Genomic DNA, 24,554 nt, shown 5'->3' with positions numbered 1-24,554 from the left:
AATGCGGATTTACCTTTACATACTAGCTGGCATAACCTCAGCATTAATTGGCTGGAATCTCGGTCAATTCGCAATTACTAACCTAGGCTTGTCAAGGCTAATTCCAGAAGAAATTGTCCTATTCCCCTGCATTGCTATCTCCTTAGCCGTGGGGATGGTAGTTAATGAAATCTTTATTAGTAACCCCACCAGACTTAAACTAAACCTCCGCATTGCCAAAATTCCGATCCTGATTGCTGCTGCCTTAGGAATTATCATCGGTTTAATTTCTGGACTGATTTACCAAATCCTATTATTATCTCCTATTCCAGGAATTATTATTAGACCCCTAAGTTGGCTCTTAATTGGTAGCTCAGTAGGCTTGGCAGAAGGACTGACTTGGTGGTGGCGCAGTGTGGAAGCAGGGGATCCCAAACGCTTCCAACAACGGTTAAGAACTAGTATGATTGCTGCTAGTGGTGCAGCTTTAGTTGCTGCTCTGCTGTTTGAATCCATCCGCCCACTGTTGAGTCAGATCGAAAACAGAGGTTTTGAAGACCCTCTAGGATTCTCCATTCTAGGCTTAGTGCTAGGTTTAGTGTTTACCATTACTAATTCACCAAGTTATATGGCAGCACTGAGAGCAGGTGGTGGTTTTGAATACACGGGAGATAACTATGAAAATATTGAGCCAGGGGTGATAAACTTAAATAATACTTTTCCCAAAATCGACAACCCTTTACTGAAATTTGTCAGTAAAAGTAAAGCCGATGAAATCGAAGAGGGGTTGTCAATTCAATTACCTGCCACTGGCAGGATTAGAATTGGCTCTGCTGTCAAACAGGCAAACCATAAAGGAGGCTCTGATATTTATCTGCCTGGATTGCCACTCCATGTAGCAGACATAGTCGTGATGCAGCGCCAAGCCATCTTATCTCCCAATCCCCTACATTTCCATACTATCGAAATTAACGGTAAACCCTTGAAAAACCGCGACGATATTATTTTGAAACATAACCATGTATTGACGTTTAATAGCCTTTATCCAGGAGGTAAAAATGAAGAAAAAATCTATCGCTTTGTCTACTACAATCGTTTCTTGGACCCGCAAGCTTAGTTTACTAATATTGTGTGCAGGTTGTCTCACTTATTCTAGGGTAGTACAGGCACAAGAAGCGAAAATTGTTAATGCCACAGTTGACAATGAACAGGTTAAAATTCGCATCCAAGTCAAAAATGAATATGACCAACCTGTCACCAATCTCACCGATGAAAATTTCCAGGTCTATGTAAATAATGATCAAGTTACCTTTAAGCCCAAGCATTGGAAAAATCCCACAGAAGCTGAGCAGCCTTCGGCCTGGATTATCTTCCTACTGGACATGAGTGGCAGTATGAAATATCCCGATAAACCAGGCTCTAGCCAAAGCAAACTTAAAGGAGCCATTGCAGCGATTCGGGAATTTATCAAAAATACAGCAGATCGCAGTAGTGATACTCAAGTGGCAATTATTCCCTTTGGTGAACCCCATCCCAAAAATTGCCCCAAGGGTGGCTATCCTGTTAATGAAGCAATACTCAATAAATTTTTTGCTGTAGGAGACCCCGAACTCCAAAACTATCTTGATGAGCTTGCCAGTAAAAGACCCTGTGCTGCCACTAATGTCTACGAACCCCTTTCTAGAGCAGTAAATTTCTTAAGTAAGACCAGAGATGACCCTCGCTTCTATCCGAAAAAAAAGTTTTTATGGCAATCTCAGCCTCAACAGCCCCGACTCTCGATTATTCTTCTATCTGATGGTTATCACAGTACATCGGAAAAAGAAGCAGAAAAACAGGACTTTGAAAGACTCAAGAGACTGATCAAAATCAATGACAATATTATTGTGCATACTTTGGGGTATGGCTTAAAACCTGGAGAATTGGGAGACAAATATGGGCTTGGTCGAGAAGCTACCCGCGATGATGCTAGGACAGGTAGAGTACCAGCAGAAGAGTTCGTAGACCGCGATCGCTTAGACGAAATTTCCAGGACTACGGGAGGAATTTGCCAAATTTCGGGAAATGCTCAGGCAGTTGGGGATGCCTTGAAAGTATTCCTTGATGCTCTGCTCGGTGAGTATCAAATCACCTACACTGACCCCAACCCCATACGGGCGGAAAGGCATCAAGTTCAGGTTAAAGTTGATTCCCGGCATGTTTCCACAGAACGCTCTGAACCTAAACCTTACAGAATTACCTCCTTTGGGTGGTCACTTCCCTTCCCGATCAGACTGACCATGTTTGTGGGTACTTTCTTCGTCATGGGAGTTGGAGGTGCAGTGCCATTTTACTTTTGGGGACAATATCTAAAGCGAGAAGAACTTGAAGATTAACATATCAAAGGGAATAGGGAGTCGGGAGTCGGGAGTCGGGAGTCGGGAGTCGGGAGTCGGGAGTCGGGAGTCGGGAGTCGGGAAAAGGTAACAAAAATTCTCACAATTCCGACACGGATTGGTATTACAGGTCTTGGTGGCGAGTGTGGGAAATTGGGCGCGATGTTCCTTCGGAACCGCTTCGCGAACGCATCATCTCCAGCACAACCGGTAGAGTTTTCTTCCTGGTCTAGTTCACAACTACACCATTATAATTACTAACCCTATCTGGAAGGAGCCAAACAATCTTGTTTCCCAATTCCCGATTCCCGATTCCCGATTCCCGATTCCCGATTCCCGATTCCCGATTCCCGATTCCCGATTCCCGATTCCCGATTCCCGATTCCCGATTCCCGATTCCCGATTCCCGATTCCCGATTCCCGATTCCCTGTTCCCTAAAACAAAACCCAATTGATAACTCCTATAAAATGGTAAACTATACATTCATTCTCCATATAAAGGAGATAGAAGATGAATTCAGGTATACCATTACTTTAGACAAAAGCCAGGAAGATAATCCCGCTCTATTTTTTACTTTATCAGAGCGAGAAAAACTGAGAACTTGGTTTCAAGAGCAAAGCCTATGCAAAATTAATGGTGATCACCTCGATAAAATTATAAAAACCTGGATACAAGAAATAAAAGAAGGCTTTCGATACAGTTCAATTACTCTGGATTTGCCTTTAATGATCGAGTCAGATATCAGTCACATAAAAGAATCCGGTAATCAAGAAATACCCCATCCAATTTACCCAGATTTGTCGGGGATAGAACCTATTTCAGGAATGTTACCGCCGTTGAATTTTAATTAGAATTATTGTAGAAGTAGGGAATAGGGAATAGGGAACAGGGAATAGGGAGTAGGGAGTAGGGAGTAGGGAGTAGGGAATATGGCATCAAAAATTATCATAATTGATTCATTTATTATCTCTATATTTATACAGCTTTTTTAATAACTATGAGGTACATAGAATTTTTTCCCTGTTCCCGATTCCCGATTCCCGATTCCCGATTCCCTGTTCCCTGTTCCCTGTTCCCTATTCCCTAAAACCGAGGACTCTGTACCTAACCCAATTGAAAACCGCTCTAAAAACCCTATACAACCAACAATGAGTAATCCACCCCTAGATGTAACAATCACTCCTCATCGTGAATTTCTGCCTGCGGATACCCCAGAGCAGAAACTATTTGTGATGTTGAAACTGCGACCAACAAAAGATGTGGCAGTCCAGCTACCCTCAACTAGTTTTGCTTTTGTGATCGATACCAGTGGTTCCATGTATGAAGTGGTGGAAGGGGACACAAAACCCACAGGCAGAGTTTACACACAGGATGGAAACAACTATGAGGAAGTGACAGGTGGTAAAACCAAGATCGATATTGTGATTGAGTCACTGTTAAGTTTAGTGGAGTCTAACCAGTTAGGTGGAAGCGATCGCATTGCCATTATCCAATTTGACGACCAAGCCTCTACTATTGTTGGACTAACACCAGCAACTCAAACTATCGAGTTAGAAGCAGGGATTGAGAAACTCCGTAACTACAGTGGTGGCACCTGCATGGGAGAAGGGATGGAGCAGACCCTGACTATGCTCTCCGGTCAAACTATGACCAGTCGTCGTGCTTTAATCTTTACTGATGGTCAAGCCTTTGATGAACAAGAATGTCGGGAACTCGCGAAACAATTTGCCGAAAACGGTATCCCGATTACAGCCTTGGGAGTTGGTGACTACAATGAAGACTTACTGATCAACCTCAGCGATACTACCGCTGGTCACCTTCACCATATCGTTTCAGGACATGCCACAGGTACTGATGTGGCCATTAGGGACTTACCCCAAATCCTGTTTAGAGAATTTAGCCAAGCCCAACAGGAAGTGATTAATAACCTTACCCTTACTGCCAAGACAGTTAAGGGGGTAAAACTCACCCGTGTTGTCCGGGCTTACCCTGATCAAGCGGAATTTCCCCTGATTCAAAACCCCTATCTGATTGGCACCGCTATCGCTAATGATGAAACAGTCTTTATTCTGGAATTCACCATCGACAGTCACGCCAGCTCCCGTGTACGTATTGCTCAACTTGGTTTAACCTACGATATTCCAGGACAAAATCGCCGGGGTGAACTGCCACCTCAAAATCTCGTAGTTCAATTTGTTCCTAGTTACAGCGGAGCGGCACAAGTAGACCCGGAAGTAATGGGTTATGTACAACAGTGCAATATTTCTCAGCTAGTCACTCAAGCCACCAGACTGGCTGATAGTAATCCCGAAGAAGCAGGAAAACTCTTAGATACTGCCCGTCGGATGACAGTTAGGATTGGCAACCAAGCCATGCTTGAATCTCTCAATCAAGCTCAAGACGAGTTACGCAAAACTCGCAAGATTTCTCCTGGAACTCGTAAAACCATCAAAATGGGTTCCAGAGGTAAGACTATCAAAATGAGTGGAGATATTAATAGTGAACTTTCAGAAGAACAGATTCGTAACCTCTCGGGAACTTAGACCATCAGGGGTCAGCAGTCAGTGGTCAGCAGTCAGCAGTCAGCAGTCAGCCATTCGCGTAGTGTTGCTTAATAATCGAATGATTTTAAGTTATTTTAAGACATTAATTACGCATTTGCTCACTAAATACCCCAATCATGGGTAATTATGACATCAAGACCTTCCAAAATTGGCGAAATAAACTTAACCGCGTAAGTCCTGGTTTTGTGGAACGGGCATCAAGGGTGGAACAGGCATCTTGCCTGTGTCAATTCCCAGGCAGGCTTTCCCAACCGCACCCTACGCAACTCCCTATTCCCTGTTCCCTGTTCCCTGTTCCCTGTTCCCTATTCCCTTTATATAAATTTAATAACCAAGGAGTGATATCAATGATTACCTGCTCAATTTGTGGCTATGATAAAAACCCAGAAGGAACAGAATTCTGTGAGGCTTGTGGTTCTGAATTACCATTCCAAACCCAAGTAGCAACTCAATCTCAAGCACCAACCCTAATCCAACCTCTTGAGCCGGATCCCTGGAAAACTATACCAGCACAACCTATTGATTCGCCTGTACCAATCACCCCACCCCAACCCCAGCCCTTTATACCTCCAACTCCTCCTATTACTAATACTGCTTTAATAGCGAGACTGATTGCTAAGCAAGCTGATGCTCCTATCCCAGAATTCTGGCTAGATGATAACAATCTTATCGGCATCTTTGACCCAGATATGGGACCTGTTGATATTGACTTAGAGGAATTTGTCGGTAACGAGACAGTCTCCCGCCACCACGCAGAAATTTATCTAGAGGGAGGGCAATGGAAAATCCAAGACCTTGGTTCTACCAATGGTGTTTTTATCAAGCCTGCTGGTAAAACGCGCTTCAATGCCAAAATTACCCGACCGGAAACCATTAATCCTGGAGATGAAATTGCGATCGCTAAAATTCGTTTCCTCTTCCAAAGCCCCTAAGCTGACGGGTATAGGGTGTGGGGTGTGGGGTGTGGGGAGATGGGGAGATGGGGAGTGGGGTGTGGGGAGATTGTGATTAAGGGTAATTATCCTGACATGATATAAAACCTCCCTGCTCCCTGCTCCCTGCTCCCTGCTCCCTGCTCCCTGCTCCCTGCTCCCTGCTCCCTGCTCCCTGCTCCCTACTTTCACAACCATGGAATTTCAATCAATACCAGCTTATGACAAATGGTTTAGTCATTGAACAAGATGCAGAATTCTCGATAGACAACTATAACGTCAAAGTCCGGTCATACCTAGGTCAATTGACAGTAGGTATTCACTACTTTGAAGTCAACCTTGAGTCTACTGACCCCAGTCCCACTACAGGCAACTTGGGCTTGCTGCGTGTGGGGTCTAGTGAAGGTGGGCTAAGTCGAGAATTACAGCTACGGGAAAAGCTAGGTAACTATGCCATGATTGCCGAATTACTAGCTAGTACCATCCAAGACTCTGTGGTTATTAACCCTAGCCCTCCCTCCCTGGAGCCAGAACAGGAGACACAGAAGCCAGAGGAGATAGAATCTTCTGAACAACAGTCTCCAGTTACCACTGACCAAGAGGAATCAGAAGCAACTACTGAAGAAGAAACCACTGACCAAGAGGTCAACTCTGAAACTAGAGAAGATTCATCGGAAACCTCTAACGACTCTGAGCCTGAATCTGAGTATCTAGAGATAGAATACTATCCAGAAAAGGAAATCAGTTCTGACTCCTCTGGTCAAATGCTGATGCTATTAACTTTGCTGCCAGACAGTCAATCCACCTTAGAGAGTTGGCTGCAAGAAGAGCATTCTTTACAAGAGTCTCTATCACTGATTATCCCCATCTGTCAATGTTTTTACTATTTGTATCAGCATCAGTGGTGCTTGGTTGATGTGATTCCTAAACTGATTGAAATCGGAAAACCGATCAAGTTTTTTGATTTAACCAGTGCCTATCCTATTGATCAAAAGCTCGACTATGGCTTGTTAGGAAACTACTGCGCTCTTGAACTCTCCTCCGGTAATCCCTTCCAGGAGTCAATGAGTACTTACACCGTGGCAGCGCTGCTGTACCAAGCTATTCATCAACAGCTTTTTCCACAAGACCAGACTCTTGACATCCAGATTAAGCCCATTCCTCAGATTTATCAACTGCTCAAGATTTGCCTCTCTTCTGTTCCAGAAGAACGCTTCTCCCTCTCCCAGTTACTGAGTCTCTTAATTGAAACTCGTAAATCATTTCAGAAGACTCAAGTTCAATGGCAAGTGGCCAGTAAATCAACAGTAGGACTCTCAACTAGTCGTTTACACAACGAAGATAGTTATGGAGTACGACAGCAACAGTTGAGTAATGGTGATACTATGATTTTAGCCGCTGTTGCTGACGGTATGGGTGGTATGTCTGAGGGAGACTTAGCCAGTCAATTAGCCATCAAAACCGTGCTTGAGCAACCGATTCCCTCTAAGTTTAAAACTGTCACGCAGCAGACAGATTGGTTGGTATCATTATTCCAAAACGCTAACCAATCTGTAACTAACGCCGTACGAAACGGTGGAACCACACTAAGTGTAATTTTAGGGATTATTAACAACTTACTAGTGGCTCATGTGGGAGACAGTCGTATTTACTTAATCAGGAAAGAACAAATATGTCAATTAACTGAAGACCACTCACTAGTAGCGATGTTACTTGCCAGTGGTGAAATCACCTATCAAGAAAGTCTTGACCATCCAGATAGTAATATTCTTACTAAAGCCCTGGGTTCACAACCAAGACTTAGTGATGGTTATGTCCAAGATTTGAGCCGCTTTAGTCAAGACTTATCCCTAGCTCTAGAAGATAGGGATATCTTGGTGCTCTGTTCAGATGGTGTCTGGAATTTAGTGTCAGATACTGAACTAGCGGAAACTTTAAAAAAAACTCAGCCTTTACAAGCAGCTGTTGACGAAATTATCCAAAAAGTTATAGATAATGGAGCATCTGATAATGCTACAATTTTAGCATTGGAGTGTTGTATTAAAAATGCTAATTGAAGCATCTGCACTTAAATAAATTATCTCATTTATAAATGAGATGTCAACCTAGGATGTCTTTTTTTATTGTCTAATAAAACTCTAGATTTATTTTGCCTCTTGCCTCTTGCCTCTTGCCTCTTGCCTCTTGCCTCTTGCCTCTTGCCTCTTGCCTCTTGGCCTTTGGGAGTATGTTCACAACTCAAATCCAAACGCTATAACTTATGTACACAAATCAACAGAGAACCAATATAGCCTCTCGTCTTACCGAAATCCTTGACAAACGCAAACCCTTTGTCCAACGCCTCACCAGTGTAGAAAACCACCTAAAAACCCTTCAATCCACACTACTTGAGCTAGAAAAGTACCGCCAGAAGCTAATTCAATTACCCGATAACACTGAAATAGCTGGAAACTTACAACAAATCAATTTCCCTGGACTACTCAAACGCTTGGAATTTCAGACTAACAAACTAGCTCAACTTCATAAACGCTTTGACCGTGGCACCCTTAATATTGGTGTAGTGGGGTTAATGCGACAAGGTAAAAGTACACTACTCAAAAGTTTGAGTGGACTTTCCGATGATGAGATTCCTGCTCGTGAAGGAGGAGCCTGCACAGCAGTTCGGAGTACAGTCTATCATCAAAATCAACCAACCTATGCTAGGGTAACATTCCATGATGAAGACTCATTTCTCAAAGAAGTCATTGGCTCCTATTACGAAGAACTAGGCTTAGCACCCAAACCAAGAAGCCTGGATGAATTTGCTAGCCAGCTTCCCGAACTGCCTAGTGATGCTGCCACAAAAAAAGCGATGTACGAACGGCTGCGCAACGAATATTATGGTCATCTTAATCACTATGGCCATTTACTGGAAGCAAACTCCCCTCGGGTATTAGATCGGGTTGCCAAGGAAGAAATACGAAACTATGTAGTTCACCAACAAGATGCCAATAGTGACTTCGCCGTTTTGGCAGTCAGAGAAGTAGAGATATTCTGTCCTTTCAATAAATCCGAAGTTGAAAAGATTGCCTTAGTAGACATACCTGGTTTAGGGGACCTCAGAGTAGGGGATGAAAAGCTGATGCTACAAACCCTAGGGGAGCGAGTGGATGTAGTTCTTTTTGTGCGGAGACCAGACCCTGTAGGCTACCAATGGGAAGAGAGAGATACTAAACTTTATGACACAGCCCAGAAAGCCCTGAATGACCTGCCAGCTCGCTCTTTCATGGTACTCAACAAAATGAGCAGTGCTGATCAAGACAACTCTAAAGGCTGTGAAACCCTTCAAAGAACGATTCGGGAAAACCACATAGAGGTGGTTAATTGTGTAATCGCTGACTGTTCTAATCCTGACCAAGCAAATCAAGTTCTGGAGTTAATTCTAGATTACCTAGTTGACAACATTGAAGACCTAGACAGTAAATATGCCAAAGCTTACCAAGAGCATATAGATATCCTCCACAAAGACTTAGAAACTGATTTACATAAAGCCAGTAAAGCCCTAGCTGGATTTGGGGATGAAGACCAGTTATTTGTGGAGCGATTCAAGGAATTTAAAGAAGAGCTATCTGACAGTCTTGAAAAATTCCTCAAAAAACTCAGAAAAAACCGGGAAACAGTTGATCCTTACTTTAAAGCCAAAGTCGATACTGTAATGAAAGCCTGCCAAAGTGACCCGGGAATTCCAGAACTAGACGAAATTGAAAGACAACGCACAGACCGATTCGGAGGCTCTTACAGGTCTACCTACTACGGATCGATTGCAGCGATGCGAGCCAACCTCTCAAAGCATTTCCTTTCCTTAAACGAAGGGCTACAGCAGTCGGTGGAGCAGCTCAAATCAGAAGTAACAAATGTGCTGGTAAACCTGAAAAAGGGGCACTTGGGTAATTTAACCAAGGAGCGTGATGCCAAGTTTCTAGGAGTGATGACCGAGTTATTAGATAAGTATAACAATCAATTAGAGCTAGGATTCCGAACCCTTTGGGAGTCTCAAGTTTCCTATGAGGGATTAATTATACACAGTATTCGACAGCACTTTGATGACGAACTTGAACCCGATCTAATCAACAACAACACCCTGAGCATTAAAAATTCAGAGTCAGGAGAATCCCAAGTTCAAGAGTTTAATCAACAAGAAGTAAAAAATCGTCTAGAAGCTCTTCATAAAAAAGTGGTCATTAAATGCAAAGAAACCTTAGATCAGTGGTTAACTGAGCCGAGCCAAGTCAGATACTTCATCATCGGAGAGTTTTTTGATCGCATTCACTATGCCAAAGATATAGGAGACCAGTGGCGGACTTTTCTAAGAAAGGAAGAAATTCGCTCGAAAGTATGGCCTGAGTTTCAAAGGCTCAAAGAACATAAACAAATTCAGCAGGAGTGGCAAAACTTGATCCAAAAAGCAATCAGCAGCAACACATTAGAATCTATGCAGTTTTTGAACTAACTTTGCGTAAGCTATCAGCCTGGTTGACTGACAAAAGTTGAAGTGGAAAGAGTGAAAAGTAAGAGTAGTCAGGGTGTGGATAAGGTTGACAAAAGTACACCGGATCATCTGATTGATCCATGAGGTGATGAGTTAAAATACACAAAAAACTATTGAGCAAGCAAACCCAAATGCAGATTAAGGTCGCAATACATCCAGCAGAAGAAGGTGGTTTTTGGGCAGAAGTACCCGCACTACCTGGCTGCATTACTGAGGGAGACACAATGGAAGAGGTTTTAGCAAATCTTCAAGATGCAATTGAAGGTTGGTTAGAAGTTGCCAGCAATTCCTATATTCCTGAACCAAACAGCAAAATTGTGGAAGTTACAGTATGAAATCTGTTTCTGGCAAAAAATTCTGTAAAATTATTGATAAAAAAGGATGGGTTTTGAGAAAAATTACAGGAAGCCATTATATTTATGAAAAGCCAGGAGCTCAAAAAATCATATCCGTTCCAGTTCACAAAAATCAAGATTTGAAGAGAGGAACCCTAAAAGCATTGATGAAAATAGCAGAATTGGAAGAATCAGATCTCCAGTAACACCTCTGATCACAACCCCAACTTTTGCACCGCCAACCGCTTCGTCTCCTCCCCCCGTCTATCATACTTGGCAGTGGTCACAGGAGACCCATGACCCGCCAACTTCTGAACCGTAACGATATCCACTCCCGCATCCAATAGATCACTACAAAACGTCCGAAGCTATGAGGTACAAAGGATTTTTTACCTCTTGCCTCTTGCCTCTTGCCTATTGCCTATTGCCTCTTGCCTCTTGCCTCTTGCCTCTTGCCTTCCTAAAATTGTAGAAACCTACAATGTCTATTACCTGTATAGTATGCGGTCATATTAATACTGGCAGTAACAACTACTGCACTAGTTGTGGTGCGGCTCTTGATTTTGAAGAGACTGTTAGTTCATCAGCCTACCATTTGCCTGCTGGCACACTCCTGAGGCAGAGTCATTATCGGATAGAAAAAGTCCTGGGAGAAGGGGGATTTGGCATTACCTACCAAGGAATTTACCTACCTAACTCTGCCAAGGTTGCCATCAAAGAACTCTGGCCAGAAAAAGCAGCTAGGATGGGTAAAACCATTACTTGGCCCCCTTCTATTGCTCCGATTGACCGACAACGACAACTCCACAAATTTCAGTTAGAAGCCAGTTACTTACAAAAATGCTACCACCCTAATATTGCTCAGGTTTATGATTGGTTTGAGGAGAATAATACTGCCTATTTAGTCATGGAGTTTATCTCTGGAAAGTCCTTATCTAAAATCTTACAAGAAGAAGGTGTTCTTTCGGAAGAGAAGCTCAAGGGTTATTTTATCCAAGTAGCAGAAGCCTTAACAGTTGTTCACTCTAATCAACTATTACATAGAGATATTAAACCTGATAATATTCTAATTGATCACCAAGATCGAGCCGTATTGATTGATTTCGGTGCTACTAAAGAATTCATCGCCGGTCAAACCCGTGAAATGAGTGCAACATTATCACCAGGATACGCTCCTCTTGAGCAATACAGTTACCGGAGTAAGCGTTGGCCAGCTACGGATATATATGCTCTATGTGCTTCAATGTATGAATTACTCACTGGTCAATTACCAGCTCAAGCTACGGAAAGGGCTGGATCAGAAACGTTAATTCCAGCACGACAGTTAGCTCCTCAGATTACAGCCCAAACTGAGCAGGTAATCTTAACTGGAATGAGAATGAAGGTAGAGGAGCGATTTCAGACAGCCGAGGAACTGATTGATGCCCTCAAAGGCAAGTTTGTTTCTCCCAGTCAAAGGAAAGCGTGGGGATTACTTAAGCAAGGAAAGTTAGCAGAGGCGGTTCAAGCTTATCAAAAATGTCTAACTAATCAGCCAAACCATGGTGAAGCTGCGGTTGAACTAGCCCTAGTTCAGATCCATCTCAATGATGCTCAGGCTGAGGTGGCAGCACAAACAGCGATTCGACTACAACCAAATGATGGCAGGAGCTATGGGGTTTTAGGACTAGTCAACTGCCGTAAATCAAATTGGTCAACAGCAGTAAAACAGTTGCAAAAAGCAGTAGACTTAGCTCCCCAAGAGGTTTGGATACAAGCTAATCTAGCTTGGGCATGGGGAAAGCTTGGCAATTGGCAACAGGCAGAATCTGCTGTTTCCAAAGCACTACAAATTGATAGTAACTGTACCTTTGCCCTAGGGTTACAAGCGTGGATTAATGTCAATCAACAGCAATGGAAACGAGCAATTCGTACTGCTACCCAGGCACTGTTCAAGTCAAAACAGGCTCAGTCTAGGGAATCCCAACAACTACAACAATGGATATATCCCTATTTAATCATTGCTTTGGAAAAGGCTGTTGTTACTAGACAGTCTAGGGATGTGGAGCGCCGGATTATAGAGTTTACCACTCAAGTCCCCGATAGTGCAGTTGCTTGGGGATTGAAAGGTTGGAAGCAAGCTGTGCAAGGGTTGTGGCCTGAGGCCCTGGCCAATTTTGAGCAAGCCAGCCAGAAAGCAGACGTTCCTAGCTGGGTATCCCTGAATCAAGGAATCACTCAGGAACACTTGCAGAATTATCAGGGTGCTATCCAAACCTATCAAGCCTACATTCAGAAATTTCCATCTGATGCCTTTGCTTTATTCCGTCTAGGCACTTTATTAGGAAAAGTGGGACAATGGGCACAAGCACGCTCCCATCTGGAAAAAGCCGTTCAGTTAAAACCAGACTATGCTGAGGCTTACCACAACTTAGGTTGGGTTTTACAGAAAATCAGAACTGTAGATGGTCAGGTTGAGAATTTTCGTCCCCTGTTGTCCGCCTATCGTCAAGCATCTGAATTTTACATGCAACAGTACCAATCGGAATTAGCTGGCGCAATTAGACAAGCCTTTCACATAGCTGGGGTTGAGCTTTAGATAAGTTCTATACAGCACTACGCATTAAGGTGTTTGACATTGATACAAGCAGCAAAAGCTGTTTTAGTCAACTTTTGCCTTTTGCCTTTTGCCTTTTGCCTTTTGCCTTTTGCCTTTTGCCTTTTGCCTTTTGCCTTGCCCTATACACAAGCGTACAAATTCTGTATCCATTCCCATTCTTGGGCTAAGCCTTCGGATAGGGATACTTGAGGTTGATAACTGAGCAGGGTTTTGGCCTTGGTAATGTCTGCTGCAGTGTGACGTGCGTCTCCTTTGGCTTTTTCGATGTAGTTTTTCTTAATGGGATGTCCAACAATTTCTTCAATCGTGTCGAGAACATCCGCTAGCACCACTCGGCTACCACCACCAACGTTAAAGACTTCCCCAACAGCAGCTGGTGTGGTACCTGCAGCGAGATTCGCGGCTATGATGTCTTTGATAAAGGTGAAGTCTCGGGTTTGCTTTCCGTCACCATATATGCTAATGGGTTCATCCGTGAGAATGGCTTTTAGGAATTTGTGAAATGCCATGTCTGGGCGCTGCCTCGGTCCGTATACGGTGAAATAGCGTAAGGCAGTAACAGGTACACCAAAATTATGGTAATACAGTAAGCATAGGTGTTCTGCAGCTAGCTTGGTTACCCCATAGGGGGAAACCGGTTGGGGAAGAATGGTTTCAGATGTCGGTAGGGCTTCCGCATTACCATAAACTGATGAGCTGGAAGCATAGACTAATCGGGTCAGATGCTTGGCATCTTTGGCGGCTTCGAGTATGATTTGCGTAGCATTAATATTGCGCTCGGTATAATCCCGAAAACCATCCCCCCAACTGGCACGAACTCCAGCTTGTGCTGCTTGATGATAGACTACCTCTACATCGGTTAGGAGCGGACGCCAATCCAAGGTCTGAATATCACTTTCGATTAACTCAAAAGCGGGATGCTCTTTAAAATTTTGAATATTCCGGCGTTTTAGCTTGGGATCGTAATAATCGTTAAATTGATCAATACCAATCACTCGATCACCTTGATTCAAAAGGGTTTCTACTAGGTGAGAACCGACAAAACCCGCAGCACCCGTAACGATATTAATAGCCATAAAATTTAAGATTTCAAACTATTGGTTAAGCGTTGGTCAGACTAGTTTATTTGTGAATGTATATTAAATCTAGTCTGGCACACTATCTTAAATTGTGAGTAATTTTTTTTTGGTAAAAATGGCTTCAATAATTTGGTAAGGTCATAGAATAAAATAGACTATTCAGCACAGAGTGTATAAAAAACGTGAAGATTTTGGTAATTGGCAATGGGGGAAGGGAGTACGCCCTTGCCTGGAAACTACTGCAATCTCAAAGTATTCAGCAGGTGATATGTGTTCCTGGTAATGGTGGCACCGCTACACTAAGAGGTTGCCAAAATCTTTTATTAAACGTTCAAGATTTTGAAGCAATTGCTGAGTTTGCTCTGGTTAACGATATATCTCTAGTGGTGGTAGGTCCAGAACTCCCACTGTCTTTAGGTATTACAGACTATCTCCAAAGTAAAGATATCCCTGTGTTTGGTCCCACCCAGGAGGGAGCACAAATTGAGTCGAGTAAGTCTTGGGCAAAGGATTTGATGCAGTCTGCTGGTGTTCCTACCCCAAGTTTTGCTGTGTTTACGGAACCAGAACCAGCATTGGCTTATGTCAAAACCCAGGTAGCACCAATTGTGGTTAAAGCCGATGGCTTAGCAGCCGGTAAGGGAGTAACTGTTGCGGCTACGATAGACGAAGCCGAAACGGCTGTGGAGTCACTCTTTGAGAATGGGTTTGAGACGGTGGTGATTGAAGAGTGTGTCACCGGTCAAGAAGTTTCGGTTTTGGCTGTTACGGATGGCTTAACGGTTCGTCCCTTAGTACCAGCTCAAGACCATAAGCGAATTGGCGAAGGGGATACCGGTCCGAATACCGGAGGGATGGGAGCTTATGCTCCTGCACCGATTGTTACCCCAGAGCTAAGCACACGGATTGAGAAGGAAATTCTTAATCCTACCCTTGAGGCTTTAAAGGTCAGGGGAATTGATTATCGGGGGGTTCTCTATGCAGGATTGATGATTACTCCAGAAGGAAACCCAACGGTTCTGGAATTTAATTGTCGCTTTGGGGATCCAGAAACTCAAGCTATCCTACCCTTGCTAGAAACTCCCCTAGATCAGGTGCTTCTGGCTTGTACCCAACAGCGACTGGCGGAATTACCAACTATTACTTGGAAACAAGGGGCTGCGGCTTGTGTGATTGCTGCCTCGAAGGGGTATCCGGGAGCTTACGAAAAGGGTAAGGTAATTACTGGTATCCAACAAGCTGAGCAACACGGAGCAATAGTTTGCAGTGCTGGTACTACCCTGAAACAGGAGGAGCTAGTTACCAGTGGTGGTCGGGTTTTGGGGGTTACCGGAACTGGTGAAACAATAGCGCAAGCTTTATCAGTTGCTTATAGCGCTATCGATTGTATCCAGTTTGAGGGGATGTATTACCGTCGGGATATTGGTTATCGGGTTTTGAAGGATGAAGGCTGAGTTGTATGGGTTTTATTGATGTTTATTGATGCGATTAGCCCGAAGGGCTACGCTACGCGAACGCATTCGTAAGTTCTTGCTCCCATTGAGACCAGCAACAGGAGACCAGCAACACTCCCTCAACGGCTATTAACCATGGTCAACCCATTAAGGCATACTAACATCACACACCACCCGAAAACCAATGTTGACTTCGGTATTGTCTGCCGGGATATAGCTGAAGCGGCAAGCCGAGCGGCATATCCCAGGAATGATATCCCAGGAACCACCGCGCAGAAGCCGGGAATGATGATCATACTCATTGATACTACTTAGCCAAGCACTACCATCAACGGGAGAGCTTAGGTAGTTTGGGTACCAATGGTCAGCACACCACTCCCAAACATTCCCATGCATGTCATACAAACCAAAGGAATTGGCTACACCAAAGCTCCCTACACGAGTAGTTTGTTCTCGATATACCCCTTTTGGCTCAGAGCTGTATGTACAGCTGCCATCGTAATTTGCCACATCGGTGGTAATGGTTTCACCGAAGTTGAATGGCGTACTGGTACCAGCGCGACAGGCATATTCCCATTCTGCCTCACTCGGAAGCCGATAGTTTCGTCCAGTCAGCCTAGATAGTATAGCACAAAATTTCATCGCCTCATACCAAGATACCTTTTCCACTGGCAGAGTATCGCCTTTGAACTTAGAGGGCTGGGGGTTTAGGGAAGGATAGACTTGGAATAAGGTTGCTACAGCCCGCCACTGGGCCTGGGTAACCGCAAACTTTCCCATGAAGAAGGGAGAGACTCTGACCCAATGCTGTGGACTTTCATCGTCGCTATGTCCCTTCTCAGTTTCTGGTGAACCCATGAGGAATCTTCCCCCAGGGATGTACACCATATCTAGCCCTACACCATTGCCTAAGTCTTCTGTCAAATATTTGGCTTGGTGACGGCGGCGCTTTTTAATTTCACCGTACTTATCTAGAGTTACCACATCGAAGTCAAAAGAGTTTAGGGTCACTCCCTCGACTGGTGAGGGGTCGGAGTTTTGGAATTGGTTAAAAAATCCAGCTACAGCGATTCCTAAACTGCCAAATCCCCCCGCTTGACTTGATTGTGGTCTATTAACAGTAGAATCATCTGGTTTCTGGGATCGCCGTGGAGGATTAAGTTCTGAGTTGATTGCTTCTAACTTTTCCCAAAGAACCTGAGTATTTTTAGGACGTTGATAAACTCGCAGCATCAAACTATCAAGAAAATCCCCTAACTCTGAAGAAATGTGTGGTGCATGGGGTCGCCACATCAAGATATCATTACCAGCATCATACAAATCTGAGGGTTCTTGCCCTGTCAGCAAATAAACAAATGTCCGTCCTAGAGCGTAGAAATCCGACTGGGGTACCGCTTGACCATGGATTTGTTCTAGGGGAGTATACCCAGGGGAAATCATACTGGTAACATTCCCAGCAGATTGTTTGAACATATAAGTGTCGGTAACTTGGCGGGCTGTGCCAAAATCAATTAATACTAATTGTCCATCTGGACGCAAAATAATATTGGAAGGTTTGATATCGCGATGGAAAAAGTTTTCCTGATGAACTGCTTGGAGAATATCAACGATTTGAAATAACCAATCCAAGGCTAATTTTTCATCAATGGGGCGATTTCCTCGCTTTTCCTGATACTCCTCTAAATTCAGCCCAGAGATTTTTTCCATGACCAAACAGTATAGGGGGGTTTGGTGGTTTCTGGGAAAGAAGGTGAAATTTTCCTCTCCTTTAGGAATACCTGGGTGATTGAGCTGAGTCAGAACTCTCGCTTCTTGCTCAAAAAGTTCCACAGCTTTCGGTTCATCGTTAATCAAAATTTTGAGAACCTTGGCAATTCCCTTGTGAGTCACCTCATAGATTCGTCCAAAGCCACCTTCTCCGAGTAACCGGCTGACCCGATAACGTCCCGCCAGCAATAACTCAGAACCGCAGCTTGAGCAGAATAGGTTCGTATCAGGGTTACCAGGCTGAGGACACTCAGGATTTATGCACAGGCTCATTGGGGTCAAAGATGGGTCGATCTACTTGAAAGTTTAGCTTTAAGTTTGTGAATTAGAAGTGTGAAGTAGAAATGCGTTCGCGTAGCGGCTCGTACCGAGCATCGCGTAGCTTGACCTTTCGGGCTTTGCCCGACGCTGCGCGAACGGTCAATCCCTTAGCGTAGCCTACGGCCAATCGCTTTTAGTATAGTCAAGGACAATAAGAAGCCTAAATCCTAGGTTAAAAATACCTCCAACTTAATCGTGGGTCATCAATCCTTTCACCTTGATCTATATGGCGTTTGTATTTGAGATGTAAACCTGTATGGTCTTTTTTTCTTGGAGAATAAAACTGAGAATCTCTGTCCCCTCTTGCCTTCCCCTCCTGGGAGGGGTTAGGGGTGGGTTCCTCTTGCATACATGCCTTTTTGGGCAATTCGTGTGTTTACAACCCAGATACAAACCCTATAAAGCGCGATCTACACAGGGCGATCTATAAAGCGAGATCTATACAACGCGATCTATACAACGCGATCTACACAACGCGATCGCACTCCCATCCAATTACTGATGAACCCTATATATAAAAACAATAGCGATATAGCTATCCTAGCAATGCTTTACGTCTAGGATAGACAAGGAGTGATCGGGTGTTCGCGTAGCGTGGCTCACGGCCAATCGGGAGAAATTAAGCTGTCAAGTATATACTAGACACTGAAGTTCTCAAAAAATCTTAATAAAGAAACTTCTAGCCACTGATACCAGCGGTATCGATGGTCTCAATCATAACGTTTATCGGAAAACATGAATCAAGGAATTGACCTCCAAAGCCGTTTTATTCAATCGCTGAGTGATCTAGGCATCCCCGCTGGTGCAGCCAAAGCCATTTGGATGCCATTACCCCTATTTCTGATGATTACCGTTGCCACCGTAGGGGTTTTGGTAGTGGTTTGGTTAGAACGAAAAATTTCTGCTGCTGCTCAACAGCGCATTGGTCCAGAATACGCTGGTCCTCTAGGGGTACTCCAGCCTGTAGCAGATGGAATCAAACTCGTCTTCAAAGAAGATGTTATTCCAGCCAAATCTGACTCTTTATTATTCACCCTCGGACCAATCCTGGTGGTTCTACCGGTATTTATCTCCTATCTGATTGTACCGTTTGGACAGAACTTGGTAATTACCAATGTCGGCACAGGCATATTCCTGTGGATTGCCCTGTCGAGCATTCAGCCGATTGGTTTGTTAATGTCTGGCTACGCCTCTAATAATAAGTATTCATTACTCGGAGGCTTAAGAGCTGCAGCTCAGTCTATCAGTTACGAAATTCCTCTAGCATTAGCAGTGCTAGCTGTTGTCATGATGTCCAACAGCCTCAGCACCATTGACATCGTTGATCAGCAATCGGGATACGGCATTCTGGGTTGGAATGTCTGGCGTCAACCAGTGGGTTTCCTAATTTTTTGGATTTCGGCCTTGGCAGAATGCGAGCGACTCCCCTTTGACTTACCCGAAGCAGAAGAAGAACTGGTAGCTGGGTATCAGACAGAATACGCCGGGATGAAATTTGGTTTGTTCTATGTCGGTTCCTACGTCAATCTCGTGTTGTCAGCCTTGCTAGTAGCAGTGCTCTATCTGGGTGGGTGGGAATTCCCCATTCCTCTGGATAAGCTTGCGGGCTGGCTAGGGGTGAGTGAAACCAGTTCCTGGTTGCAGGTGATTACTGCCTCTTTAGGGATTACCATGACCCTGCTCAAAGCTTACTTCCTGATCTTTACAGCTATTCTGTTACGCTGGACACTGCCTCGGGTTCGGATTGACCAATTGCTTAACTTAGGCTGGAAGTTTCTACTACCAGTAGCTTTGGTAAATCTTCTATTAACTGCTGCTCTTAAATTGGCATTTCCAATTGCCTTTGGTGGTTAGTTATTAGTTATATCAAGTCCGTTTAATTGCTACTTTTTTAGTAAAAATCAACAAGTAACAATTAAGTATAACTTAATTGTTTAATTACCTACTAATAAGTAGTAAAATGGACAGGATATCATTGGAAAAAAAGACAAAACTCAGGACTCAGAGCTCAGGACTATAATCAAGATAGAGACACTAAACTATTATGCTGAAGTTCCTCAAACAGGTTGGCGACTACGCTAAAGAAACTGTGCAAGCTGCTCGCTACATTGGTCAAGGGATATCGGTTACTTTTGATCACATGCAACGGCGTCCAATTACAGTACAATACCCTTACGAAAAACTAATCCCCTCTGAGCGCTATCGCGGTCGGATTCATTTTGAATTTGATAAGTGTATTGCCTGCGAAGTCTGTGTGCGGGTTTGTCCGATTAACTTGCCAGTGGTAGATTACGAGTTTGATAAAGCTACTAAGAAGAAAAATCTCAAGCACTACAGTATAGATTTCGGAGTTTGTATTTTCTGTGCTAACTGCATTGAATACTGCCCCACTAACTGTCTATCAGCAACAGAAGAGTATGAAATTTCTACCTACGACCGTCATGAGTTGAACTATGATAATGTAGCCCTGGGACGCCTCCCCTATAAAGTTACCCAAGACCCGATGGTAACTCCTCTACGGGAATTGGCTTATCTACCGAAGGGGGTTATGGATCCTCATGATTTGCCAGCAGGTTCTCAACGGGCTGGTATGCGTCCAGAGGAAATTCTTAAGCAAATGGAATCAAAGGAAGAAGACGTTAAGAGTTAGTTCTTAGTCATTGGTCTTTTCAAGGTTCAAGGTTGAACGCGATTGCGTGGCCTTTTGGCCAAGGTTGAAAGTTAACGGTTGAACGCGATTGCGTGGCCTTTTGGCCAAGGTTGAAAGTTAACGGTTGAACGCGATTGCGTGGCCTTTTGGCCAAGGTTGAAAGTTAACGGTTGAACGCGATTGCGTGGCCTTTTGGCCAAGGTTGAAGGTTAACTATCAAATAGTTAATACTAACTGTTAACTATTGAAGGTTAACTAGTGACTGTTGACTGTGACCAATGACTTATCACTAATAACGATTAGCCAAAAATACATCACGAGGAGATAAGTTAAGCATGAATCTAGCGGAAGGGGTTCAGTTAATTTCCGTTGCCATACTATCGGTGATCATGATTGGGGCGGCTTTAGGGGTTGTCCTTCTTTCCAATATTGTATACTCAGCGTTTTTACTGGCTGGTGTTTTCATCGGTATTTCTGGATTGTATATTCTGCTAAATGCTGACTTTGTAGCAGCAGCACAGATATTAATCTATGTTGGGGCGGTCAATGTTCTAATTTTATTTGCCATCATGTTGGTGAATAAGCGAGAGGATTTTAAACCTATGACTAAGCGGTGGGTGCGCACTGGGTCAACTGCTATAGTCTGTATTGGTTTGTTTGCGCTTCTGAGTACAATGGTTTTGGCAACGCCATGGTCAGTTGAAACTGATCCAGCTATGGTTGTTACTAATACTGCAGTGGAGATTGGTAAGCATTTTTTCAGTGACTTTTTGTTGCCGTTTGAGCTAGCTTCTGTACTTTTGTTAATGGCAATGGTAGGGGCAATTATCATAGCTCGTCGGGATTATATTCCTGAGGAATTGGTTTCGAGAGATCAGGAAATTGCTACAGCTTTGACCTTGCCTGAGCGTCCTCGGGAGCTTGCTTCTGTCCCAGGTGATTCTAAATAAGACAAAAGGTTAGTTTTTTTTTGTTGAAGGTTGTTCGCGTAGCCTGGCCTTTTGGCCAAGGTTGAAGTTGACTGTTAACGATAAATCAATGGTCAACAACCAACCATTACCCATTGAAAAACGACTATTACCTACATAAAACATCATAATTTATGGAACTTCAACTCCAATACTTTTTACTGCTTGCTGCTGCTTTGTTTTGCATCGGTATTTATGGTCTAGTGACTAGCCGCAATGCCGTGCGAGTGCTGATGTCCATTGAGCTAATGCTGAATGCGGTGAACCTTAATTTAATGGGGTTCTCTAATTTTCTAGACTCAGCAGGGATTAAGGGTCAAGTGTTTACCGTGTTTGTAATTACCGTAGCAGCTGCAGAAGCGGCGGTGGGTTTAGCTATTGTGCTGTCGATATATCGTAATCGGGATACGGTGGATATGGAACAATTTAATCTGCTGAAGTGGTAGACTTCACAAAAGCTAAAAATAGGGCGTTGCTAAATTATGGAATGATTGAGGATAACTGGTAAGTGCTAAGTGGTAAGTACTAAGTGGTAAGTGCTAAGTGGTCACTGACCCAACTAGACTTGATATTATTCCTTAGTTCAGCAACCCCCTATTTTTGGCGTTGCTGAACTAAGGAATGATTTTAAGAGTAGGTGCGCGCCTCCAAGGCCGCGAGCAATCCCTCGCGGCCTTGGGTCGCACCTGTGGAATAGGCATCTTGCCGTAGAATGGGCATCTTGCCGTGGAATGGGCATCTTGCCGTGGAATGGGCATCTTGCCGTGGAATAGGCATCTTGCCGTGGAATGGGCATCTTGCCGTGGAATGGGCACCTTGCCGTGGAATGGGCATCTTGCCGTGGAATGGGCATCTTGCCGTGGAATGGGCATCTTGCCGTGGAATGGGCATCTTGCCCGTTTCATTAGATTGTGGGGCGGGCAGGATGCCCACTCTACGAATATTCATTCAAAGATTCAGCAACCCCAAAAATAGCACTCCTCAATCAGCTGAGCTATAGTTCACAACTCAAGTTGGATTGCTATCTCAGCGGACTGAAGCACCCAGAGGTGTAAAACGTCTGTAATTCTCTATTTCCCCTTCCCTGAGCCCAAGTTCCCTATTGGCTCCTTGATTTTTCGTTTCGGCTGCGTAAGTCCTATCCAAGAATCAGCATCACATTTACCTAAAGATTTCTACAATAACCTTCGCTACAAGCATTCCACATCTTATTCGACATCTTCATGGACTCATCCTTAACACCAGCCCACATCCGTCATCTATGTCGCTTGGGCGAATTTCACACACCTACCCCCGGTGTAGCATCGGGATATGTCCAAGCCAATTTAGTCGTATTACCGAAGTCTTTAGCGTTCGACTTTCTGCTGTTTTGCCATCGCAATCCTAAGCCTTGTCCTTTATTAGATGTGACTGATGTAGGAGAACATGAAGCCCGGATAGTTGCTCCTGGCTCCGACTTGAGAACTGATTTACCACGTTACAATATTTTCCGTCAGGGTGAACTGGTGGAGGAGGTAACAGATATCAGGGAATATTGGCGCGATGATTTTGTGGCTTTTGTAATTGGTTGCTCGTTTTCCTTTGAATCGGCTCTTTTGAAAGCTGGTTTACCTGTTAGACATATCGAAGAAGGCAAAAATGTTCCGATGTATACAACTAGCCTTTCTTGCTTGTCCGCAGGGGTTTTTTCCAGTTGCTTGGTCGTCTCAATGCGTCCTTTATCGGCGGGTGAAGCGATTCAAGCGGTCAAGATTACCAGTCGTTATCCGAAAGCCCATGGCGCACCGGTTCATCTAGGAGAACCGGATTTAATTGGTATTTCTAATCTCAATTCTCCTGATTTTGGGGATGCTGTTACAATTGAGGAGGGGGAAATTCCAGTATTCTGGGCTTGTGGTGTGACAACTCAAATTGCCCTTGGTCAAGCAAAACCAGAGATAGCGATTACCCACGCTCCAGGGCATATGTTGATCACGGATATTCAAGATGAGTCTTTAGTCGTTCCCTAGACTTTCACTTATTTAATCATAAAACTGCTTATTTTTAGTCAAATTGAGAAAACTGTGACCATAGATGGGGGCTGACTGCTGACTGCTTACCAAAATATAAAAAATTAGTTAATTTTGTAAACTTCCTTTAGAATCTGGTGTGACTATTTCGGTGAACTCATAAAATAAAAACGACTTATGGTACCCCTAAGAGACGAAAACCCAATCACAATCACGCCATATATTACTTTGCTCCTGATTGCTATTAATATTTTAGTCTTTATCTATGAACTTAGCTTAAATAAACCAGAACTCGACACGTTTTTTAGGCTTTATGCTGTGGTACCTAGGGAGTTAACCGCTAGCTTCGATGGTATTCCTGTAGGCCAACCTGTGCCAGAACCCTTGACTCTGATAACATCCCAATTTCTCCATGCTGGGTTTCTTCATGTTGGCTCCAATATGTTATTTTTGTGGATTTTTGGTAACAACATTGAAGAAAAACTTGGAGGGATAAGGTTCTTAATTTTTTATCTCACTTGTGGGGCTTTAGCCGCGTTAGCCCAATGGTTTTTCTCAGCTCTATCTCTTATTCCGGCTTTAGGAGCTAGTGGAGCAATTGCTGGAGTTATGGGTGCCTATATTCTCAGGTTTCCTAATGCCAAAATCCTGACTCTAGTGCCCCTATTTTTCATATTTTTCGTGGCTAGGATACCAGCTGTATTTTATCTAGGGTTTTGGTTTTTACAGCAAGCGTTTAATGGCATAGCCAGTCTCGGAGCTCAGGCTCAGGTGGGAATGGAGGGGGGGGGAATTGCTTACTGGGCCCATGCTGGTGGATTTGTGTTCGGAGCTATCCTTGGTCCAATCTTAGGTTTATTTGATGATTAGTCATTGGTGGGGAGGCGTAAGCATTCAGCGGTCAGCAGTCAGCAGTCAGCAGTCAGCGGTCAGCGGTCAGCAGTCAGCAGTCAGCTTTCCGTAACACAGATTAAACAAATGCTTACCGGTTTT

The 24,554-nt window shown here is 43.9% G+C and carries 23 protein-coding genes; 19 read left to right on the top strand and 4 right to left on the bottom strand.

Annotated elements, in window-relative coordinates; genetic code table 11:
- Position 1: 1 nt before the first annotated feature.
- The 12 genes from F6J90_RS30835 to F6J90_RS30775 all read left to right on the top strand — a co-directional run bounded on the left by F6J90_RS30835 (position 2) and on the right by F6J90_RS30775 (position 13,292).
- Positions 2–1,096, top strand: a complete 1,095-nt coding sequence (locus tag F6J90_RS30835) for a hypothetical protein (protein ID WP_293102588.1) — start codon at positions 2–4, stop codon at positions 1,094–1,096.
- Positions 1,038–2,354, top strand: a complete 1,317-nt coding sequence (locus F6J90_RS30830; RefSeq protein ID WP_293102585.1) for a vWA domain-containing protein — start codon at positions 1,038–1,040, stop codon at positions 2,352–2,354. The genes F6J90_RS30835 and F6J90_RS30830 overlap by 59 nt, the downstream gene beginning before the upstream one ends.
- 287 nt (positions 2,355–2,641) lie before the next feature.
- Positions 2,642–2,809 (top strand): hypothetical protein, encoded by a 168-nt coding sequence (locus F6J90_RS30825; protein ID WP_293102582.1) that lies wholly within the window; start codon positions 2,642–2,644, stop codon positions 2,807–2,809.
- 13 nt (positions 2,810–2,822) lie between these two features.
- The gene (locus F6J90_RS30820) at positions 2,823–3,206 is read left to right on the top strand and encodes a hypothetical protein (RefSeq protein WP_293102579.1); all 384 of its coding nucleotides are present in this window, start codon (positions 2,823–2,825) and stop codon (positions 3,204–3,206) included.
- Positions 3,207–3,503: 297 nt separating this feature from the next.
- Positions 3,504–4,898 carry a VWA domain-containing protein gene (locus tag F6J90_RS30815; protein WP_293102576.1) on the top strand — a complete coding sequence of 465 codons (1,395 nt, stop codon included), beginning with the start codon at positions 3,504–3,506 and terminating at the stop codon, positions 4,896–4,898.
- Positions 4,899–5,035: 137 nt separating this feature from the next.
- Positions 5,036–5,851 (top strand): FHA domain-containing protein, encoded by an 816-nt coding sequence (locus tag F6J90_RS30810; protein WP_293102573.1) that lies wholly within the window; start codon positions 5,036–5,038, stop codon positions 5,849–5,851.
- Positions 5,852–6,072: 221 nt separating this feature from the next.
- On the top strand, positions 6,073–7,908 hold the full coding sequence (locus F6J90_RS30805; RefSeq protein WP_293102570.1) for a protein phosphatase 2C domain-containing protein: 1,836 nt from the start codon (positions 6,073–6,075) through the stop codon (positions 7,906–7,908).
- 66 nt (positions 7,909–7,974) lie between these two features.
- Complete coding sequence (locus F6J90_RS30800; protein ID WP_293102567.1) at positions 7,975–8,142, top strand: hypothetical protein; 168 nt, start codon at positions 7,975–7,977, stop codon at positions 8,140–8,142.
- Positions 8,112–10,340: a dynamin family protein gene (locus F6J90_RS30795; RefSeq protein WP_293102564.1), complete on the top strand. Its 2,229-nt coding sequence runs from the start codon at positions 8,112–8,114 to the stop codon at positions 10,338–10,340. Before F6J90_RS30800 ends, F6J90_RS30795 begins: the two co-directional genes overlap by 31 nt.
- A gap of 170 nt (positions 10,341–10,510) precedes the next feature.
- The gene (locus F6J90_RS30790) at positions 10,511–10,714 is read left to right on the top strand and encodes a type II toxin-antitoxin system HicB family antitoxin (RefSeq protein ID WP_008182203.1); all 204 of its coding nucleotides are present in this window, start codon (positions 10,511–10,513) and stop codon (positions 10,712–10,714) included.
- Positions 10,711–10,920 carry a type II toxin-antitoxin system HicA family toxin gene (locus F6J90_RS30785; protein ID WP_293102561.1) on the top strand — a complete coding sequence of 70 codons (210 nt, stop codon included), beginning with the start codon at positions 10,711–10,713 and terminating at the stop codon, positions 10,918–10,920. The genes F6J90_RS30790 and F6J90_RS30785 overlap by 4 nt, the downstream gene beginning before the upstream one ends.
- A 275-nt stretch (positions 10,921–11,195) precedes the next feature.
- Positions 11,196–13,292, top strand: coding sequence for a serine/threonine-protein kinase (locus F6J90_RS30775; protein WP_293102558.1), 2,097 nt, complete (start codon positions 11,196–11,198; stop codon positions 13,290–13,292).
- A 140-nt stretch (positions 13,293–13,432) separates the two neighbouring features.
- On the opposite strand, the gene F6J90_RS30770 is transcribed toward F6J90_RS30775, so the two are convergent.
- Positions 13,433–14,389 (bottom strand): NAD-dependent epimerase/dehydratase family protein, encoded by a 957-nt coding sequence (locus F6J90_RS30770; RefSeq protein WP_293102555.1) that lies wholly within the window; start codon positions 14,387–14,389, stop codon positions 13,433–13,435.
- A 185-nt stretch (positions 14,390–14,574) separates the two neighbouring features.
- Between F6J90_RS30770 and purD the strand changes: the two genes are divergently transcribed.
- Complete coding sequence (purD, locus tag F6J90_RS30765) at positions 14,575–15,846, top strand: phosphoribosylamine--glycine ligase (protein WP_293102551.1); 1,272 nt, start codon at positions 14,575–14,577, stop codon at positions 15,844–15,846.
- A 147-nt stretch (positions 15,847–15,993) separates the two neighbouring features.
- On the opposite strand, the gene F6J90_RS30760 is transcribed toward purD, so the two are convergent.
- Complete coding sequence (locus tag F6J90_RS30760; RefSeq protein WP_293102548.1) at positions 15,994–17,886, bottom strand: bifunctional serine/threonine-protein kinase/formylglycine-generating enzyme family protein; 1,893 nt, start codon at positions 17,884–17,886, stop codon at positions 15,994–15,996.
- 783 nt (positions 17,887–18,669) lie between these two features.
- Between F6J90_RS30760 and nuoH the strand changes: the two genes are divergently transcribed.
- The 3 genes from nuoH (at position 18,670) to F6J90_RS30745 (ending at position 21,534) form a co-directional block, all read left to right on the top strand.
- On the top strand, positions 18,670–19,788 hold the full coding sequence (gene nuoH, locus F6J90_RS30755; RefSeq protein WP_293019321.1) for an NADH-quinone oxidoreductase subunit NuoH: 1,119 nt from the start codon (positions 18,670–18,672) through the stop codon (positions 19,786–19,788).
- Between the two features lie 193 nt (positions 19,789–19,981).
- On the top strand, positions 19,982–20,584 hold the full coding sequence (gene ndhI / locus F6J90_RS30750) for an NAD(P)H-quinone oxidoreductase subunit I (protein WP_293103278.1): 603 nt from the start codon (positions 19,982–19,984) through the stop codon (positions 20,582–20,584).
- Between the two features lie 335 nt (positions 20,585–20,919).
- Positions 20,920–21,534 (top strand): NADH-quinone oxidoreductase subunit J, encoded by a 615-nt coding sequence (locus F6J90_RS30745; RefSeq protein WP_293102545.1) that lies wholly within the window; start codon positions 20,920–20,922, stop codon positions 21,532–21,534.
- Between the two features lie 9 nt (positions 21,535–21,543).
- Here F6J90_RS30745 and F6J90_RS30740 read toward each other — a convergent pair whose 3' ends face one another.
- Positions 21,544–21,681 (bottom strand): hypothetical protein, encoded by a 138-nt coding sequence (locus F6J90_RS30740; protein WP_293102542.1) that lies wholly within the window; start codon positions 21,679–21,681, stop codon positions 21,544–21,546.
- 5 nt (positions 21,682–21,686) lie between these two features.
- Between F6J90_RS30740 and nuoK the strand changes: the two genes are divergently transcribed.
- Positions 21,687–21,998: an NADH-quinone oxidoreductase subunit NuoK gene (gene nuoK / locus F6J90_RS30735; protein WP_071103186.1), complete on the top strand. Its 312-nt coding sequence runs from the start codon at positions 21,687–21,689 to the stop codon at positions 21,996–21,998.
- 181 nt (positions 21,999–22,179) lie between these two features.
- Here nuoK and F6J90_RS30730 read toward each other — a convergent pair whose 3' ends face one another.
- The gene (locus F6J90_RS30730; protein ID WP_293102539.1) at positions 22,180–22,443 is read right to left on the bottom strand and encodes a hypothetical protein; all 264 of its coding nucleotides are present in this window, start codon (positions 22,441–22,443) and stop codon (positions 22,180–22,182) included.
- 332 nt (positions 22,444–22,775) lie between these two features.
- On the opposite strand from F6J90_RS30730, the gene F6J90_RS30725 reads away from it, so the two are divergent.
- Both F6J90_RS30725 and F6J90_RS30720 read left to right on the top strand, forming a co-directional pair.
- Complete coding sequence (locus F6J90_RS30725) at positions 22,776–23,561, top strand: putative hydro-lyase (protein WP_293102536.1); 786 nt, start codon at positions 22,776–22,778, stop codon at positions 23,559–23,561.
- 177 nt (positions 23,562–23,738) lie between these two features.
- Positions 23,739–24,431, top strand: a complete 693-nt coding sequence (locus tag F6J90_RS30720) for a rhomboid family intramembrane serine protease (protein WP_293102533.1) — start codon at positions 23,739–23,741, stop codon at positions 24,429–24,431.
- Positions 24,432–24,554: the final 123 nt, after the last annotated feature.

It is taken from the genome of Moorena sp. SIOASIH, from assembly GCF_010671925.1.
Taxonomy (GTDB): domain Bacteria; phylum Cyanobacteriota; class Cyanobacteriia; order Cyanobacteriales; family Coleofasciculaceae; genus Moorena.
Note: the sequence above shows the minus strand (reverse complement) of the source record. Positions and strands in the feature narration are given on the sequence as shown.

What these genes read in the sequence shown, in the direction of transcription:
- nuoH (WP_293019321.1), top strand. Translation starts at nt 18,670, where the DNA reads ATGAATCAAGGAATTGACCTCCAAAGCCGTTTTATTCAATCGCTGAGT.
- F6J90_RS30810 (WP_293102573.1), top strand. Translation starts at nt 5,036, where the DNA reads ATGGGTAATTATGACATCAAGACCTTCCAAAATTGGCGAAATAAACTT.
- F6J90_RS30785 (WP_293102561.1), top strand. Translation starts at nt 10,711, where the DNA reads ATGAAATCTGTTTCTGGCAAAAAATTCTGTAAAATTATTGATAAAAAA.
- F6J90_RS30775 (WP_293102558.1), top strand. Translation starts at nt 11,196, where the DNA reads ATGTCTATTACCTGTATAGTATGCGGTCATATTAATACTGGCAGTAAC.
- F6J90_RS30770 (WP_293102555.1), bottom strand. Translation starts at nt 14,389, where the DNA reads ATGGCTATTAATATCGTTACGGGTGCTGCGGGTTTTGTCGGTTCTCAC.
- F6J90_RS30745 (WP_293102545.1), top strand. Translation starts at nt 20,920, where the DNA reads ATGAATCTAGCGGAAGGGGTTCAGTTAATTTCCGTTGCCATACTATCG.
- F6J90_RS30760 (WP_293102548.1), bottom strand. Translation starts at nt 17,886, where the DNA reads ATGAGCCTGTGCATAAATCCTGAGTGTCCTCAGCCTGGTAACCCTGAT.
- F6J90_RS30795 (WP_293102564.1), top strand. Translation starts at nt 8,112, where the DNA reads ATGTACACAAATCAACAGAGAACCAATATAGCCTCTCGTCTTACCGAA.
- nuoK (WP_071103186.1), top strand. Translation starts at nt 21,687, where the DNA reads ATGGAACTTCAACTCCAATACTTTTTACTGCTTGCTGCTGCTTTGTTT.
- F6J90_RS30835 (WP_293102588.1), top strand. Translation starts at nt 2, where the DNA reads ATGCGGATTTACCTTTACATACTAGCTGGCATAACCTCAGCATTAATT.
- F6J90_RS30830 (WP_293102585.1), top strand. Translation starts at nt 1,038, where the DNA reads ATGAAGAAAAAATCTATCGCTTTGTCTACTACAATCGTTTCTTGGACC.
- F6J90_RS30820 (WP_293102579.1), top strand. Translation starts at nt 2,823, where the DNA reads ATGGTAAACTATACATTCATTCTCCATATAAAGGAGATAGAAGATGAA.
- F6J90_RS30730 (WP_293102539.1), bottom strand. Translation starts at nt 22,443, where the DNA reads ATGCCCATTCCACGGCAAGATGCCCATTCCACGGCAAGATGCCCATTC.
- F6J90_RS30790 (WP_008182203.1), top strand. Translation starts at nt 10,511, where the DNA reads ATGCAGATTAAGGTCGCAATACATCCAGCAGAAGAAGGTGGTTTTTGG.
- F6J90_RS30815 (WP_293102576.1), top strand. Translation starts at nt 3,504, where the DNA reads ATGAGTAATCCACCCCTAGATGTAACAATCACTCCTCATCGTGAATTT.
- F6J90_RS30740 (WP_293102542.1), bottom strand. Translation starts at nt 21,681, where the DNA reads ATGATGTTTTATGTAGGTAATAGTCGTTTTTCAATGGGTAATGGTTGG.
- F6J90_RS30720 (WP_293102533.1), top strand. Translation starts at nt 23,739, where the DNA reads ATGGTACCCCTAAGAGACGAAAACCCAATCACAATCACGCCATATATT.
- F6J90_RS30725 (WP_293102536.1), top strand. Translation starts at nt 22,776, where the DNA reads ATGGACTCATCCTTAACACCAGCCCACATCCGTCATCTATGTCGCTTG.
- F6J90_RS30805 (WP_293102570.1), top strand. Translation starts at nt 6,073, where the DNA reads ATGACAAATGGTTTAGTCATTGAACAAGATGCAGAATTCTCGATAGAC.